Origin of the sequence: Ketogulonicigenium robustum (assembly GCF_002117445.1) — a bacterium.
GTDB lineage: Bacteria > Pseudomonadota > Alphaproteobacteria > Rhodobacterales > Rhodobacteraceae > Ketogulonicigenium > Ketogulonicigenium robustum.
In genome coordinates, this window is the sequence record NZ_CP019937.1 from 1441953 (window position 1) to 1457875 (window position 15923).

General features: G+C 62.5%; 13 protein-coding genes. 7 read left to right on the forward strand and 6 right to left on the reverse strand.

The features are described from left to right. Window positions 1–195 precede the first annotated feature (195 nt). The gene (locus BVG79_RS07280; RefSeq protein ID WP_085786307.1) at window positions 196–1827 is read left to right on the forward strand and encodes an alpha-D-glucose phosphate-specific phosphoglucomutase; all 1632 of its coding nucleotides are present in this window, start codon (window positions 196–198) and stop codon (window positions 1825–1827) included. Here the strand turns inward: BVG79_RS07280 and BVG79_RS07285 are convergent. Next, entirely contained in the window at window positions 1820–2506 is a 687-nt protein-coding gene (locus BVG79_RS07285; RefSeq protein WP_085786308.1) for a fumarylacetoacetate hydrolase family protein, read from the reverse strand. The genes BVG79_RS07280 and BVG79_RS07285 overlap by 8 nt on opposite strands. Before the next feature lie 141 nt (window positions 2507–2647). Here BVG79_RS07285 and BVG79_RS07290 point away from each other — a divergent pair, with 141 nt between their 5' ends. Both BVG79_RS07290 and BVG79_RS07295 read left to right on the forward strand, forming a co-directional pair. After that, entirely contained in the window at window positions 2648–3913 is a 1266-nt protein-coding gene (locus BVG79_RS07290; RefSeq protein WP_085786309.1) for a capsule biosynthesis protein, read from the forward strand. After that, entirely contained in the window at window positions 3910–5862 is a 1953-nt protein-coding gene (locus tag BVG79_RS07295; RefSeq protein WP_085786310.1) for a capsular polysaccharide biosynthesis protein, read from the forward strand. The genes BVG79_RS07290 and BVG79_RS07295 overlap by 4 nt, the downstream gene beginning before the upstream one ends. 15 nt (window positions 5863–5877) lie before the next feature. Here the strand turns inward: BVG79_RS07295 and nrdR are convergent, their stop codons facing one another. The 4 genes from nrdR to dnaG all read right to left on the reverse strand — a co-directional run bounded on the left by nrdR (window position 5878) and on the right by dnaG (window position 11247). Continuing rightward, on the reverse strand, window positions 5878–6342 hold the full coding sequence (gene nrdR, locus BVG79_RS07300; RefSeq protein WP_085786311.1) for a transcriptional regulator NrdR: 465 nt from the start codon (window positions 6340–6342) through the stop codon (window positions 5878–5880). Between the two features lie 85 nt (window positions 6343–6427). Continuing rightward, window positions 6428–7009, reverse strand: a complete 582-nt coding sequence (locus tag BVG79_RS07305) for an exonuclease domain-containing protein (protein WP_236951328.1) — start codon at window positions 7007–7009, stop codon at window positions 6428–6430. A gap of 63 nt (window positions 7010–7072) precedes the next feature. Further along, window positions 7073–9052, reverse strand: a complete 1980-nt coding sequence (gene rpoD / locus BVG79_RS07310) for an RNA polymerase sigma factor RpoD (RefSeq protein WP_085786313.1) — start codon at window positions 9050–9052, stop codon at window positions 7073–7075. A gap of 212 nt (window positions 9053–9264) precedes the next feature. Then, window positions 9265–11247, reverse strand: coding sequence for a DNA primase (dnaG, locus tag BVG79_RS07315; RefSeq protein WP_085786314.1), 1983 nt, complete (start codon window positions 11245–11247; stop codon window positions 9265–9267). A gap of 125 nt (window positions 11248–11372) precedes the next feature. Here dnaG and BVG79_RS07320 point away from each other — a divergent pair, with 125 nt between their 5' ends. Continuing rightward, window positions 11373–12656 (forward strand): hemolysin family protein, encoded by a 1284-nt coding sequence (locus BVG79_RS07320; RefSeq protein WP_085786315.1) that lies wholly within the window; start codon window positions 11373–11375, stop codon window positions 12654–12656. Between the two features lie 57 nt (window positions 12657–12713). Here the strand turns inward: BVG79_RS07320 and BVG79_RS07325 are convergent, their stop codons facing one another. Further along, the gene (locus tag BVG79_RS07325) at window positions 12714–13487 is read right to left on the reverse strand and encodes a hydroxypyruvate isomerase family protein (RefSeq protein WP_085786316.1); all 774 of its coding nucleotides are present in this window, start codon (window positions 13485–13487) and stop codon (window positions 12714–12716) included. A 148-nt stretch (window positions 13488–13635) separates the two neighbouring features. Here BVG79_RS07325 and fsa point away from each other — a divergent pair, with 148 nt between their 5' ends. The 3 genes from fsa to BVG79_RS07340 are packed head-to-tail and all read left to right on the forward strand — an operon-like array spanning window position 13636 to window position 15920. Further along, a complete protein-coding gene (fsa, locus tag BVG79_RS07330) occupies window positions 13636–14289 on the forward strand; it encodes a fructose-6-phosphate aldolase (protein ID WP_085786317.1) in 654 nt (217 codons plus the stop codon). Further along, entirely contained in the window at window positions 14290–15000 is a 711-nt protein-coding gene (locus BVG79_RS07335) for a DUF484 family protein (protein WP_085786318.1), read from the forward strand. It begins immediately after the preceding gene. Beyond that, window positions 14997–15920, forward strand: a complete 924-nt coding sequence (locus BVG79_RS07340; RefSeq protein ID WP_198167921.1) for a tyrosine recombinase XerC — start codon at window positions 14997–14999, stop codon at window positions 15918–15920. The genes BVG79_RS07335 and BVG79_RS07340 overlap by 4 nt, the downstream gene beginning before the upstream one ends. Window positions 15921–15923 lie beyond the last annotated feature (3 nt).

Genomic DNA, 15923 nt, shown 5'->3' on the forward strand with positions numbered 1-15923 from the left:
ATGTCCAGTTGCGGCAGTTCTATTCAGTCAGGGCAAAAGGGTTGGATTTCAACCCCCTTTGGGCGGATGACCGTGCAGAATGCACCACAAACAAGGGGGCCTCATTGACAATGCGCTGCCTCCTCCAGCAAGCTGCTCACACATTTGTAATCCGCCACCCACACCACGGGTTGGCCCAATAGCGGAACGCCGAAATTGGCAATCAAGACCCAAGCGACCACGCCCATCGCGGGCCAAAAGCCCGGCACCAGCGGCCTTCGCAAGCAAACATCCGTCTTCATGCAGCCCCACTTTCTGGAAAATTACGTCCAAGCCATTTTTGATGGCATCGGCGGGGTAGCTGGCAAAACGCTGGTGCTGGGCGGTGACGGTCGATTTTTCAACGACACGGCCTCGGGCATTATTTTGCGCATGGCCGCCGCCGGTGGGGCCAAACATATTATCGTCGGGCGCAACGCCCTGCTATCCACGCCCGCCGCATCGCACCTGATCCGCAAACGCGGTGCCGATGGCGGGCTGATCCTGTCAGCCAGCCATAATCCCGGTGGCCCGGACGGCGACTTTGGCCTGAAATTCAATATGCCAAACGGCGGCCCCGCCCCCGAGAGTGTGACTGACCGCATTTTCGAGGCGACGAAGACCATCACCGCCTACCAGATCTCGGATCAAGTGGCCCCTGCGCTGGACACGGACGGCACCTTCGATCTGGATGGGATGGCCGTCGAGGTGGTCGACCCCGTCGCCGATTACGCCGACTTGATGGAAACACTTTTCGACTTCAGCGCTATCCGCGCGTTGTTCCTGAGCGGCTTCCGAATGAAGTTCGACGCCATGCACGCCGCCACCGGCCCTTACGCGCGCGAGATTTTCGTGAACCGCTTGGGCGCCACCGGCGACAGCGTGGTAAACGACACACCCCTGCCCGACTTCGGCGGCGGCCACCCCGACCCGAACCCCATCTGGGCAGCTGATCTGGTGGCAACAATGTCCGCCCCTGACGCGCCGGATTTTGGCGCTGCCAGCGACGGCGACGGTGACCGCAACATGATCATGGGCAAGGGGCTTTATGTCTCGCCCTCGGACAGCCTTGCCGTGCTGGCCGCGCTGATGCATCTGGCCCCCGCCTATGCCGAAGGGCCCAAAGGGATCGCGCGTTCCATGCCGACCTCGGCTGCCGCCGACCGCGTCGCCGCCGCCAAAGGTATCTGCAGCTTCGAAACCCCGACCGGCTGGAAATTCTTCGGGAACCTGCTGGATGCCGACATGGCGACGATCTGCGGCGAGGAAAGCTCGGGCACGGGGTCGAACCACGTCCGCGAAAAGGACGGCCTTTGGGCTGTGCTGTTGTGGCTGAACATTCTGGCGGCCACGGGCAAGCCGGTCACAACGCTGCTTGCCGAACACTGGGCCACCTATGGTCGCGATTACTACACCCGCCACGACTATGAAAACGTCGATGCGGCAGCGGCCCATGCTGTCTACAACGGCCTGCGCGACAAGCTGGCCAGCCTTCCGGGCCAGAACGTCGACGGGCTGGTGATCGAACGCGCCGACGAATTCGCCTATGATGATCCGGTCGATCAATCGCGCAGTGCCAACCAAGGCCTGCGGATTTTCTTCAAGGGCGGTGCCCGCGCTGTTCTGCGCCTGTCGGGCACCGGCACGGTCGGTGCGACGTTGCGCCTTTATTTGGAGCAGCCCGAGCCGAACCTGCAACGCCAAGCCGAAGACCCGCAGCGCGCCCTGGCCCAACTGATCGCCGCCGCCGGCGCACTGACGCAAATCAACGCGCTGACCGGCCGCGACCAGCCCGATGTGATCAGCTAAGGTAGCTGACGCGCAAATCCTCCAACCCGGGGAAGGTGCCGACCAGCACGTCCCCGGGCTGGACCCTGCCAACGCCTGCGGGCGTTCCGGTCATGATCAGATCGCCCGCGCGCAGGTGATAAAGGCGCGAGACGATGGCGACGGTCTCGGCCACATTCCACACCATATCCGACGGCGGCTGCGATTGGCGCAGCGCCCCGTTCACTGTCAGCTGCAACGGGGCTGACAGATCGGGCTCAAAGCCGCGCGTCAGCGGGCCGATAATGGCGGCGTCTTCAAAGTTTTTAGCTGTATCCCACGGACGACCCGCCGCCTTTGCGATGTTTTGCAAGTCGCGGCGCGTCATATCCAGCCCGATTGCATAGCCCCACACCAATGCAGCGGCGGCGTCGGGCGTCAAATCGTGCCCCTCACCACCGATTGCGACGACCAGCTCAACCTCGTGATGCAGATCCTCGGTGGCGGGGGGGAACGGCAGGTCTTGCCCAGATTGGGCCAAATGGTTGGCGTCTTTCATAAAGAAAAACGGCGCTTCGCGGTCGATCGTGTTCCCCAATTCGGCGGCATGGGCGGCGTAGTTGCGACCGATGCAGAAGATGCGGCCAACCGCGAAACGTGCGGTTTCGCCTACAACGGGCAGGCTGGGAACGGCGGGCGGGGGGAATATGGTATCTGTCACGCGCGGGGCTTCCTACTATGTTTACAAACATTTGGCGCGCAATAAGACGCATTGGCAAGCGCCTTCCTTTGCTTCATTGTCATATGACCTGCAGCGGGCGCGGCGTGCGGGCGACACGCCCCGCCACAGAATGTGACTGGCATGCAAAAGTTTCTGTTTCTTCAAGGCCCGCACGGGCCGTTTTTCGCATCCATCGGCCGTATGTTGCAAACGGCGGGTGCAGATGTCTGGCGCGTGGGTTTCAACGCGGGCGATGATGCCTTCTGGCCGGATAAATCGACCTACATCGCCTATACCGGCACGGTGCAAGACTGGCCCGCTGCCTATCGCGGCATCATCGCCGCACACGGAATTACCGACATCATCCTATACGGCGACACCCGCCCGATCCACGCGACTGCAGTGGCCGTTGCCAAAGAATTGGGCCTGCGCGTGCATGTATTCGAGGAAGGCTACCTACGCCCCTGGTGGGCCACTTACGAGCGCGGCGGATCAAACGGGCATTCGCGCCTGATGGATATTTCCGTCGCCCAGATGCAAGGCGCATTGGCGCGGCGCGACAACGAAGTGACCGAGGCCCCTGCCCATTGGGGCGATATGCGCGAGCATGTTTTTTATGGTGCGCTCTATCATTGGTTCCTCACGGTCGGCAGCAGATCCTACCCCAACTTTCAGCGCCACCGCGAACTTACCCCCTTGCAAGAGGCGTATTTCTACACCCGCCGCATGCTGTCCGCGCCTTTCATCGCGATCGAGCGTCAACTCAAGACGCGGAAAATCAAGGACGGCGGCTTTCCCTACCACTTGGTCCTGATGCAGTTGGAACACGACTCGAGCTTCCAGATGCATTCCCCCTTCCGCAAGATGGAGGAGTTTCTTGACGTCGTTCTGGCTGGTTTTGCCCAAGGCGCCCCGCGCCACCACCAAATTGTCTTCAAGGCTCACCCACTAGAAATGGGCCGTCGCCCCTATGCCGCGATGCTGAAGGTCATGGCCGAAAAATACCAACTGGTCGGGCGCATTCACTATGTCAGCGGCGGCAAGTTGAGCGGCCTGCTGGACCACGCGAAAACCGCCGTGACCGTCAATTCCACCGCAGGCCAACAGGCACTGTGGCGCGGGCTGCCGCTAAAGCTGTTCGGCACCGCGATTTACGACAAACCAGGGCTGGTGTCACAGCAGGATATCGTCGAATTCTTCCGCGCCCCCCAGCGCCCCGATAGCCGCAGCTACCGAGATTATCGCGCGTTTTTGCTGGAAACCAGCCAAGTTCCGGGCGGATTCTATTCGCGCCGCGCGCGCCACCAGTTGATGCGCCGCGTCGTCGACCAAGTTCTGGCCGATAATGACCCCTATGACGCGGTGCTAAGCAGTGACGACCCAACTGGGCTGCGCGTCGTGAAATGAGGCTACGCTACTTCAGCCTCGGATTTTTGACCCAGCGGCGGGTGCGGCGCATCATGGCGTTGGCGGGGTATGATCTGCGCGCTGGCTGGCCGCGCGAAAACGACGGTATCGCCGTTTGGGGTGCGACGCGGGTTAGCCAGCGCGGGCGTAAAGTTGCAGCGATGACGGGGCGGCCCTTAATCACAGTCGAAGATGCCTTCCTGCGATCTGTTCTGACAGGGCGGTCAGGCGCGCCAACGATGGGGTTGTTGATCGATAGCCAAGGGCTGCACTTCGACCCGCAACGCCCCTCGGCCTTGGAAAGCTGCCTGCAGACCATAACCTTGACCGCGCCCGAGCAGGCCCGCGCCGCAACCTTGATCGACCGTATCCGCAGGCGGGGCCTGTCGAAATATAACGCGCACGACCCCGATCTAGCGCCGCCGCAAGCGGGCTATGTGCTGGTCATCGACCAAACGGCGGGCGATGCCGCCGTCCGTGTCAGCGGCGGTGATCGCGCTGCGTTTTTGGCCATGCTGCAGGCCGCGCGCGCTGAAAACCCCGGCGCGCGCATTTTGGTCCGCAGCCACCCCGAGACCACCGCGGGCCAGCGCGGCGGTCACTTCACCGCCGCTGATTTGCGCGACGGCGAAGCTTTTGCAGACGGGCCCTACGCACCCTATCACCTGCTGAAAGACGCGCAGCGCGTCTATACCTTTTCATCGCAAATGGGGTTCGAGGCGATCTTGGCAGGGCACCACCCCGTGATTTTCGGACAGCCGTTCTATGCCGGATGGGGCCTAAGCGACGATCGCAACCCGCCGCCGCGTCGCAGCCGCACCCTGTCCGTCGCGCAGCTTTTCACCGCCGCAATGATCCGCGTACCGATCTGGTATGACCCCCATACCGATAGCCTGTGCCAGATCGAAACCGTGCTCGATAACCTCGAGGCCGACCAGAGGGCCTGGCGTGAAGACCGCGCAGGTTGGCGTGCGCTCGGCATGCGGCTGTGGAAACGCGCGCCCTTGCAGCGCGCTTTCGGGCGCTACAAGCCCGTCCGCTTCGCGGGCGCTGCGGAGGGTCGGCGGACGATGGTATGGGCCAATAAATACATGCCCGACATGGGGCCCGCCGTTCGGGTCGAAGACGGATTCATCCGCTCGCGCGGGCTGGGGGCAGAACTGGTGCCTGCAGCCTCGCTGGTACTCGACGATCTGGGAATTTACTACGACCCCACCCAGCCCTCGCGCCTAGAGGCGATGATAGCAGCCCCCGTGTCGTCCGACGACTGCGCACGCGCCGCGGCGCTGCGCCACCAGCTGCTGCAAGCGGGGGTCAGCAAATACAATTTGACCGGTGCCGCCATGCCCCCACTGCCCACCGGACGCCGTATCCTCGTCCCCGGTCAGGTCGAAGACGACGCCTCGATCCGCTTGGGGGCTGGCACGGTGCGCACCAACGCGGCGCTGCTGGCAGCCGTACGCGCCGCGAACCCCGACGCCATTCTGGTCTGGAAACCCCACCCCGATGTGGAAGCGGGCCTGCGCCCGGGCAAAGTTGAAAACCCCGCACAATGGGCGGATGTAACGCTGGACCGCGTGGACGCCGCCGCAGCCATCGACGCGGTGGACGAGGTTTGGACAATGACCTCTACCCTCGGGTTCGAAGCGCTGCTGCGCGGCAAGCCTGTGACCTGCTTTGGCACGCCGTTCTACGCTGGTTGGGGCCTGACGCGCGATATGTCGCCCGCCCCTGCACGGCGCACGGCACGCCCAGATCTCGACAGCTTCACCCACGCGGTGCTGATCCGCTATCCGCGTTATTTCCACCCTGAAACCGCCATGCCCTGCCCGCCCGAGGCAGTCGTCGACTGGCTGAAACGCGGCAACGCGCCGCCGCGCGGGCCGTTCAACCGCATCATCGCCAAAGCACAAGGTGCGCTGGCGGGCTGGGCGTGGATTTGGCGCTAGGGCTGGCCGCTGCCCTCAGTCGCCCTTGGCGATGGGGCGCAGCTCGGCCATGAATTTATCGAAATCGTCGACCGCTTGGAAGTTCCGGTAGACGCTGGCAAACCGCACATAGGCCACCGTATCAAGGCGCGCGAGCGTCTCCATCACGATCTCGCCGATCTGCTTGGACGACACCTCGGCATCGCCTAGGCTTTCCAAACGGCGCACGATACCCGAAATCATCTGGTCGATCCGCTCGGCATCGCTGACGCGCTTTTGCACGGCGATCTTGACAGAGCGCTCCAGCTTGGTGCGGTCGAAATCTTCGCGGCGGCCGTTCGATTTCAGGACAGTCAAATCGCGCAGTTGCACCCGCTCATACGTGGTGAAGCGACCCGCACACGCAGCACAGAAGCGCCGCCGACGGATAGCGACGTGATCCTCTGCCGGGCGGGAATCCTTCACTTGGGTGTCAACATTTCCGCAAAAGGGGCAGCGCATGTCTTGATCTATCCTCTGGCAGCGAAGTTATCCACAGGCGTGACTATAGCACCCCCGCCCCGCTTGGATAGAGGGAACCGTGCAGTTACCGCACGGCAGAGCCTTGATTTCGCAGGGCTGACGGCTTGCGGACTAAATCGCTGTACGGCAGGCCTGTGCGGCTTTCCGCCCGCAAGACGACTTCTGCCGCAGCACGGGCATCCTCGCCCGCGTCGTGGTGGCGAAATTCCAACCCGAGGGCCTTTTTCAGGTTTCCCAACCCATGCCCCCCGCCAGCACCCTTCAGTTCGGGCCAAACGCGCCGCGCCAGTGTCACACTATCAGCCCAAGTCCATTCAGGCGGCTCCAGTGCAGCGCGCGCAGCCGCTGCCGCAAAGCAGCGGCTGTCAAAGGTCGAATGTTGGAAAATCGTATATCGCGCCAAAAGTGGGCTTAAGGCGCGAAAGGTCGGCGCAAACTTCGGCGCGCCCACAACGGCAGCGGGCCGGATGCCGTGCACAGCGATATTGTTCGATGAAAACCGATCCTGCGGGTCGATCAACGAGACCCAGACCTCGATCGAGTTATCGGGCCGCACCCCGGCGATGCCAATTTGGCAAATGCTGTGCGCACTATAATTCGCGGTTTCGACGTCGAGTGCCAGGAACCGAAAGGGGCCGGAAAGCATTGGCATCAAAATCCACAAATTGAACATCCCCCAACAGGTTACGCCGCCGGGGGATGCTGATTTTTACTGATCCAAGAAGCTGCGCAGTTTGCGCGAGCGGCTGGGGTGTTTCAGTTTGCGCAGTGCCTTCGCCTCGATCTGGCGAATGCGCTCGCGCGTCACGCTGAACTGCTGGCCAACCTCTTCCAAGGTGTGGTCTGTGTTCATGCCGATACCAAAGCGCATGCGCAGGACACGCTCCTCGCGCGGGGTCAGGCTGGCCAGAACGCGGGTCGTGGTTTCCTTCAGGTTTTCCTGAATAGCGGAATCCAGCGGCAGGATCGCGTTCTTGTCCTCGATGAAATCGCCCAGCTGGCTGTCTTCCTCGTCCCCGATCGGGGTTTCGAGAGAGATCGGCTCTTTCGCGATCTTCATGACCTTGCGGACTTTTTCCAGCGGCATCTGCAGCTTTTCGGCCAGCTCTTCGGGCGTCGGCTCGCGGCCGATTTCATGCAGCATCTGCCGACTGGTGCGGACCAGCTTGTTGATCGTCTCGATCATGTGCACCGGAATACGAATGGTGCGCGCCTGATCGGCGATGCTGCGCGTTATGGCCTGACGGATCCACCATGTCGCATAGGTGCTGAACTTGTAGCCTCGGCGGTATTCGAACTTATCCACAGCCTTCATCAGGCCGATGTTCCCTTCCTGAATCAGATCCAGGAATTGCAGACCGCGGTTTGTGTACTTTTTGGCGATCGAGATCACGAGGCGCAGGTTCGCCTCGACCATCTCTTTCTTGGCCTGACGGGCTTCTTTTTCGCCCTTCTGAACTTGCTGCACAATGCGGCGGAATTCGTTGATGTCGACGCCGACATACTGCCCCACCTGTGCCATCTCGGCGCGCAGTTCCTCGACCTTCGGGCGCGAGCGTTCGATCAGCATCGCCCAGCCACGACCGGGCTTCTGACCCATCCGTTCCAGCCACGCCGGATCCAGCTCGGAGCCGCGATATTCGTCGATAAACTCTTTACGGTTGATGCGGGCTTGGTCGGCCAACTTCACCATGGAACTGTCGATCGACATGATCCGGCGGTTGATGCCGTACAGCTGGTCGATCAGCGCGTCGATGCGGTTGCTGTGCAGATGCAGCGAATTCACCACTTCAACGATGCGCTGGCGCAACTCTTGGTACTTGGCTTCCTCGGCGGCCGAGAAGCTGGCGTCTTCTTCCATCTTGGCGCGCATGCGCGCCTCTTGCAGTTCGGCCAGATCGGCGGCTTCCTCGGCGATTGCATCCAACGCTTCCAGCACGCGGGGGCGCAGGGCGGCTTCCATGGCCGCAAGGCTCATGTTGCCCTGTTCGTCATCGTCATCGTCATCGTCGCCGCTGATGGGGTTGCCATCGGCGTCGAATTCGGCGCCACGCTCGCGCATTTTGGGGGCAGCGGCGGCACCCGATGCGTCGACCACGGGGGCGTCGTCATCTTCGCCCATCTGGTTGCCGAAGGTCGCTTCCAGATCGATAACGTCGCGCAGCAGAACAGCCTCGTCCAGCAGCTCGTCACGCCAGATGGTGATCGCGTTGAAGGTCAGCGGGCTTTCGCACAGGCCCGCGATCATCGTGTTGCGGCCAGCCTCGATCCGCTTGGCGATGGCGATTTCGCCCTCGCGCGACAGCAACTCGACCGATCCCATCTCGCGCAGGTACATCCGCACGGGGTCATCGGTGCGGTCGGTTTTCTCGACCTCTGGGCCCGCCAGCGACAGCTCGCGCGTGCCGACGGTCGCGATTTCGCGCGATGTGCCGTCGTCTGCGGGTTCTTCGGTCTCGTCTTCCTCGGTGACCTGAATACCCATTTCCGACAGCATCGACATCACGTCCTCGATCTGGTCGGAGGAGACCTGATCGGGCGGCAGAACGGCGTTCAGCTGGTCATAGGTAATATAGCCCCGCTCGCGCGCGTCGGCGATCATCCGCTTTACCGCGGCTTGCGACATGTCGAACGAGATGTCGTTGTCCTGATCGTTGTCTTTGACGTCGTCAGAGTCTTTCACAGCCATGATGGCTCCCTTGCAGGTAGTGAACGCGGGCGGATTTCCCCACCTACGGCATATTCAATTCAGCCCGAGGCACCTGCCCCGCGCCACGAATGGGCGAATCACGCTTATCGGCCCGAATCAACCCCGAACACGGGTGATTCGCAACTGATTCGCCCCTAAACTATCACACTGCGTGCCAGTGTTGCGCCCATTGCCCGTTTGCGGGCGTTGCGCTAGGCCTTTTCAGCCCCGCCAGACTTGTCGATCCGCGCCAAAAGCGCATCAAAAGCGTCCAGCTCGTCACGGTTCAAGCGCGCGCCATTGGCCCCGATTTCGTAGGCGGCTTTATCGTCGTCATCGCCGCGCCCCGCGCGGTCCAATGCCTGCGCCGCGCGCCCCAGACGGAAAGTGACAGTCTCGCCGGGCAAGTCCTCCCAATCCTCTAGTGCTTCTTCGATCTCGCGGGCGTGGCCACGGCGGGCGTTCAGCTTTGCAAGCTCTTCCGCCAAACACATGCGCGCGGTCTCGATATCGCCTGCCCTACGCACGGCAGGTGAAATAGCCACATGGCGCTCGGCGAACAGCCTTTCAAGGGGGGCGTCGCCAATTGCCGTAACAATGGCATCGCGCAGATCGGGTTGATCGATGGCCCGCAGTATCGCGCCGCGCAGGGCCTGATGATCGGGGCGGTGGCAGGCCATCCGCTCCAGCTCGGTCTCGAATTCTGGCAAGATGGCAGGACAGTTGATGACGGTTGCCAGAATCACGGCTTCGCGCAGGCTGTCTTGGTCGTCCATATTGCGCGCCAAAATAGACGCCCGCACGGCGGCTGTCGGCAGCCCCGGCGCAGCTGGTGCGCCGCGCCCCTTGGCGCGCGGGGTCCACGGCGCATCGCGGCCGCGGCCCACAGGCGCAGCCACTGCAGCGGGCACTGTGCCGAACAGGCCCTGCCGCAGGCGGTTAATCTCCTCGCCGTAATGCGCCTTGATCGAGGGGTCGCGGATGGTGCGGATCAGCGCGCGCAGTTGCTTGTCCAGCGCAGCACGCCGTTCGGGGCTATCGAAAACCTTGCCGTCGGTTTCGCGCTGCCACATCAAGCGCACCATCGGCAGCGCGCCGTCGATCACCGCCTGCATCGCGCCGCGCCCTTTGGCCTTGATCAGATCGTCCGGGTCCTGCCCCTCGGGCATGATGGCGAAACGCAAGCCCTTACCAGCCTCCAGCAGCGGTAGCGCCAGATCGATCACCCGCAACGCAGCCCGTAGGCCCGCCGTATCGCCATCCAGCGCGATGATAGGCTCGTCCGCAATGCGCCACATCAGCGCCAGTTGATCAGCCGTTACCGCCGTCCCCAAAGGCGCGACGGCTGCGTGGAAACCCGCCTCGGACAGGGCGATCACGTCCATATACCCTTCGGCGACGATCAGCGGGTGGCCCTTGCCTGCGGCTTCGCGGGCGGGGCCGATATTGAACAGACTGCGGCCCTTGTCGAATAGCGCCGTTTCAGGGCCGTTCAGGTATTTTGCGCGGGCGTTCGGGTCCATCGCCCGCCCGCCCAGGCTGATCGCGCGCCCGCGTGCATCGCGAATGGGAAAGATGATGCGCCCGCGAAAACGGTCATAGGGTTGCCCGCCATCGTCGGGTTTGATCACCAACCCCGCATCGACCATCAGGTCGGGGGCCACGCCCTTATCCGTCAGATGACGCAGCAGGCCCGTGCGATTATCGGGCGCGAACCCCAACCCCCACCGGTCCCACGCCTCGGACGAGAGGCCGCGGCGCTGCAGATAGGCCCGCGCAGCCTCGCCCGCTTGCGTCTTTAGCTGCATGCGAAACACCTGCACGGCCTGTTCCATCACATCAGCCAACTGGGTGCGGCGGTCAGCGCGCTGCTGGGCCTGCGGGTCGCGCGCGGGCATCTGCATGCCAGCCTCGCGCGCCAAAATCTCGACAGCCTCGGCAAAGCCAACGTTCTCGGTTTCGCGCACGAATGAAATCGCGTCGCCCTTCGCGTGGCACCCGAAGCAATAATAATAGCCCTTGCGGTCATCGACGTGGAAGCTGGCCGATTTTTCCTGATGGAAGGGACACGGCGCCCACATGTCCCCCTTGCCCGGGTTCGACTTGCGCCGATCCCAGACCACTTTGCGCCCGACCACCTGTGCCAATGACAGGCGGCCTCGCAGCTCATCTAGAAAACCTGCAGGAAGACTCATGGCGCTAATATCGTATCGCCCCCGCCCCGTGTAAAGGCGTGGCGCACGCATGCCTCAGCGGCATTGCAATGGGGCAGCGCATCTCGTAGAGTTTTCCTATCTTCCACAAGGTCAAACAGGACCCCGTGTTAACAGAAATATTCATCGTGGTCGCGCTGACCCTGCTGAACGGCGCGCTGGCCATGTCCGAGCTTGCCGTCGTATCATCGCGGCGCGCCAAACTTAAAAGCCTGTCCGAGGCTGGCAAGACCGGCGCAACCACCGCATTGCAACTGGCAGAAGACCCCGGACGTTTCCTTTCAACAGTGCAAATCGGCATTACCGCCGTCGGCGTCCTGTCGGGTGCGTTTTCGGGGGCCACGCTGGGCCTTCGGCTGACCGGCTGGCTGGCCAGCATGGGCATGGCCCAAAATCTGGCAGACGTTCTGGGCGTGGCGGTGGTTGTGATTTCAATCACTTACCTGTCGTTGATCGTTGGCGAGCTGGTGCCCAAGCAAATCGCCCTGCGCGACCCTGAAGGGGTGGCCGTGCGCGTCGCCCCGCTGATGAAAATCCTCTCGCGCGTGGCGGCACCCATTGTGTGGTTCCTCGACCTGTCGGGCCGCACGGTACTGCGCTTGCTGGGCCAATCGGGCCAGCAAGATCAGGCCGTGACCGAGGAAGAGGTTCGCGTGATCTTGTCCGAGGCGCGTGACCAAGGCGTGATCGAAAGCGAAGAAGGCGAGATGCTGTCAGGCGTCATGCGCTTGGCCGACCGTAACGCCCGCGGCCTGATGACCCCACGCCGCGAGGTCGAGTTTCTTGATCTGGAAACTCCGGTCGAGGACATCATCCCGACCATCCAAGCCATCGGCCGCCCGCGTATTCCGGTGCGCGCCCGCGAAACCGATGAAGTTTTGGGCATCCTCTACCTGACGGATGCGGTCGGTGCGATTGCCCGCGGCGAGGCGCTGGACCTGCGCGCCATGATCCGCGAGGTTCCGGTCGTCTACGAAAGTGCCGACGCGCTGAACGTGATCGAGATTTTGCGCAAGTCCGCGAACCACATGGCCCTCGTCTATGACGAATACGGCAGCTTTGAGGGGCTAATCACCACGGGTGACATTCTGGAGGCGATCACGGGCACCTTCCAGGAATCCGTGGCCGAGGAACCCGCCTTCGTCACGCGCGAAGACGGCAGCCATTTGGTCGCCGGCTGGATGCCGGCCGACGAATTCTGCGACCGTATCGGCATCCCGCGCGATCTTGCGGGCGATTACGAAACCGTCGCAGGCTTGGTGCTGAACCACCTGCACCACCTGCCCCAACTGGGCGATACGGTCGAAGCCGGTGGCTGGAAGTTCGAGGTAGTGGATCTGGATGGCAGACGGATCGACAAGATCCTCGTCAGCGAAGTGCCCCGCGAATAAAATGCAAAAGGCGCCCCAAGCGGGCGCCTTTTCATTTGGGGGTATGGCACGGCCAGATCAGATTGACGCGTCAGCGCGGCGCAGCCAATCCAGCCCCATCTCTGTCGAGCGTGCGGGAATATATTCGCCGCTGACCCAGCCATCATAACCGTCGGCGTCTAGCAGGTCGAAAAAGGCTTTGTCGTCAAACCCCTCGCCCGCAGGTTCGGCCCGTTCGGGGTACGAGGCCACCTGAACGTGGCTGACCAGATGGCCGTAGGCCTTCCACGCGTCGATCACCGACCCCGCGATTGCCGCGACATGATAGGTGTCGAACTGCAGTCCCAGATTATCGGCACCAACCTCGGCAATAATAGCGTCGGCGCGGCCAAGGTCGTTCAAAAAATACCCTGCCACATCCTCGCGCGATTTCGGCTCGATCGTCAGCCGCACCGGCAGGTTCGCCACCTCGGCACAGGCCCAACGCAGGTTGTCGACCATGGTCGCATGGGCAACATCACCGTCTGCCGCGCCCGCCATCACCTGAATGCGCAGCGCGCCCATGGCATTAGCAACACGCAGCGCGCGCTGAAAATCGCGGCGAAAGTTCATCTCGCCCCCGGGCACTGCGGCAAAACCGCGGGGGCGCCCCGTGTAATTGGGCGGCGGCGCATTCATCGCCACCAGATCCATTTTATACTGACGCAGGCGGCTTAGCACCTCGACAGCGGAATATTCATACGGAAATAATATTTCTACGCCTTTGAACCCAGCCGCGCTTGCTGCGGCGAACCGGTCCATAAACTCCAGTTCATTGAACAACAGAGTTAGATTGGCAGCAAACTTTGGCATCTAACACTCATACACTCAACATCAATCCGGTCGGTAGACCGCCGTTGTAGCCGCAAGTCAACCTTACAATGTAATCAGGGGTTCACGCGAAGGCCCCAATCAGGTAAATGCCCAACCAAAGCGCCATGTGTCATCAGGGAAGACAAATATGAAATTCTTCGTCGATACCGCCGTCATCGAAGAGATCCGCGAGCTGAACGATCTGGGTATGGTTGACGGTGTCACCACCAACCCCTCGCTGATTCTGAAGTCGGGCCGCAACATCCTCGAGGTGACCCGCGAGATCTGTGACATCGTCTCCGGCCCCGTCTCGGCCGAGGTCGTTGCCACCAAAGCCGACGATATGATCGCCGAAGGCCGCAAGCTGGCCGCGATCGCGCCGAACATCGCCGTGAAAGTGCCACTGACGTGGGACGGCCTGAAGACCTGTAAAGTCCTGTCGGACGAAGGCTTCATGGTCAACGTCACACTGTGCTTCTCGGCCAATCAGGCGCTGCTGGCGGCCAAAGCCGGTGCGACGTTCATTTCGCCCTTTATCGGCCGACTGGACGACCAGAACATCGACGGGCTGGACCTGATCGAAGATATCCGTACCATCTACGACAATTACGACTTCCAGACCCAAATTCTGGCCGCATCGATCCGCTCGGTGAACCACATGTCGGATTGCGCCAAGATCGGTGCCGATGTGGCGACCGCACCGGCCAAGGTGATCAAGTCGATGGCGAACCACATCCTGACCGACAAGGGTCTGGAACAATTCATGGCCGACTGGGCCAAAACGGGGCAGAGCATCATCTGAATGACCGACGACCTCTCTCGCATTGATGACGCGCTACGCACGCGCATTTTGGCTGATCCCGCGCTGCTGCTCGAGGATCAGGACATTATGCGCGCGCTGGTGGCGGCGAACGACAAGGCCATGGGCCAGAACGTCGTCGACCTGCGCGGCATCGCGATGGAGCGTTTGGAAGAAAGGCTCGACCGTCTGGAAGACGCCCACCGTTCGGTGATCGCCGCCGCCTACGAAAATCTTGCGGGCACGAACATGATCCATCGGGCAGCGCTCGCGCTGCTCGATCCGCTCGATTTCAACGCGTTCATCGCGTATCTATCGCAAGACCTACCCACGATCCTGCGGCTCGACAGCGTCCAACTGGTGCTAGAAGGGGCCGAGGGTGAGGCCGCTGCCATCATCGGGCGCATCGCACCCGCCGTTGTCGCAACTGGCCCGGGCTTTGTCGACCACTACCTGACCGAGGGGCGCGCCCACTCGCCCCGCCCCGTCACGCTGCGCCAAATTGCCTATGGCAACGAAGGTCTATACGGCGCGCAGGCTGCGCATATCCAGTCCGAGGCTTGCTTGCGGCTGGACTTGGGTGAAAGCCGCCGCCCCGCATTAGTGCTGCTAGGGTCCGAGGACCCCCACCATTTCGACCCGCAACACGGCACCGAACTTCTCAGCTTTTTCGGTGGCATGCTGGAACGCAGCATGCGCCATTGGCTGAAATGATCCTCTCCCCCGCGCTCGAGGATGCCTTGGCGCGGTGGTTGATCTACCGCAGCGCCATTGGTGGCGCGGCAGATGCCACGGTCACGGCCTATCGCCACGATGTCGCCGCGTTTTTGGCGTTTATGACACAGCACAACGGCGCCCCGCAGGGTTTGGCCGCCATTTCGCGTATCACGGTCAGCGATATGCGCGCGTGGATGGCCCATGCCCGCGCCGACGGGCTATCGTCGCGGTCGCTGGCGCGGGCGCTGTCGGCGGTCAAATCCTTCTACGGCTGGCTTGCCCAACGCGAGGGGTTCGAGGCCACCGCGGTTTTGGCCGCCCGCGCACCCCGCTTTCAACGCAACCTGCCCCGCCCGCTTGAGCCCGACGACGCGAAGGCGCTACTATCACGCGTCGAAGTACAGGCGAAGGAGCCGTGGGTCGCCGCCCGCGATCTGGCCGTAGTCACATTGCTATACGGCTGCGGACTGCGCATTTCCGAGGCGCTGTCGCTGCAAGGTGCCGACCACCCCCTGCCCGACGTGCTGCGGATCACCGGCAAGGGCGGCAAGCAGCGCGTCGTGCCGGTTTTGCCCGCAGCGCGCAAAGCTGTCGCCGATTACGTCCGCCTTTACCCTGCAGACCTGCCTGCCGACGGCCCGCTGTTTCGCGGGGTGCGCGGCGGGGCGCTGAACCCGCGCCTGATCCAGAAAACGGTCGAGCAAGTCCGTATGCAGCTGGGCCTGCCCGCCAGCGCCACACCGCATGCCCTGCGCCATTCGTTCGCGACGCATTTGTTGGCGGCGGGCGGTGACTTGCGGTCTATTCAGGAATTGCTGGGCCACGCGTCACTGTCGACGACGCAGGCTTATACGGCGGTCGATGCCGCCCATCTGATGGATATTTACGACCGCGCCCATCCAAAGGCGCGGTCGTAAGGC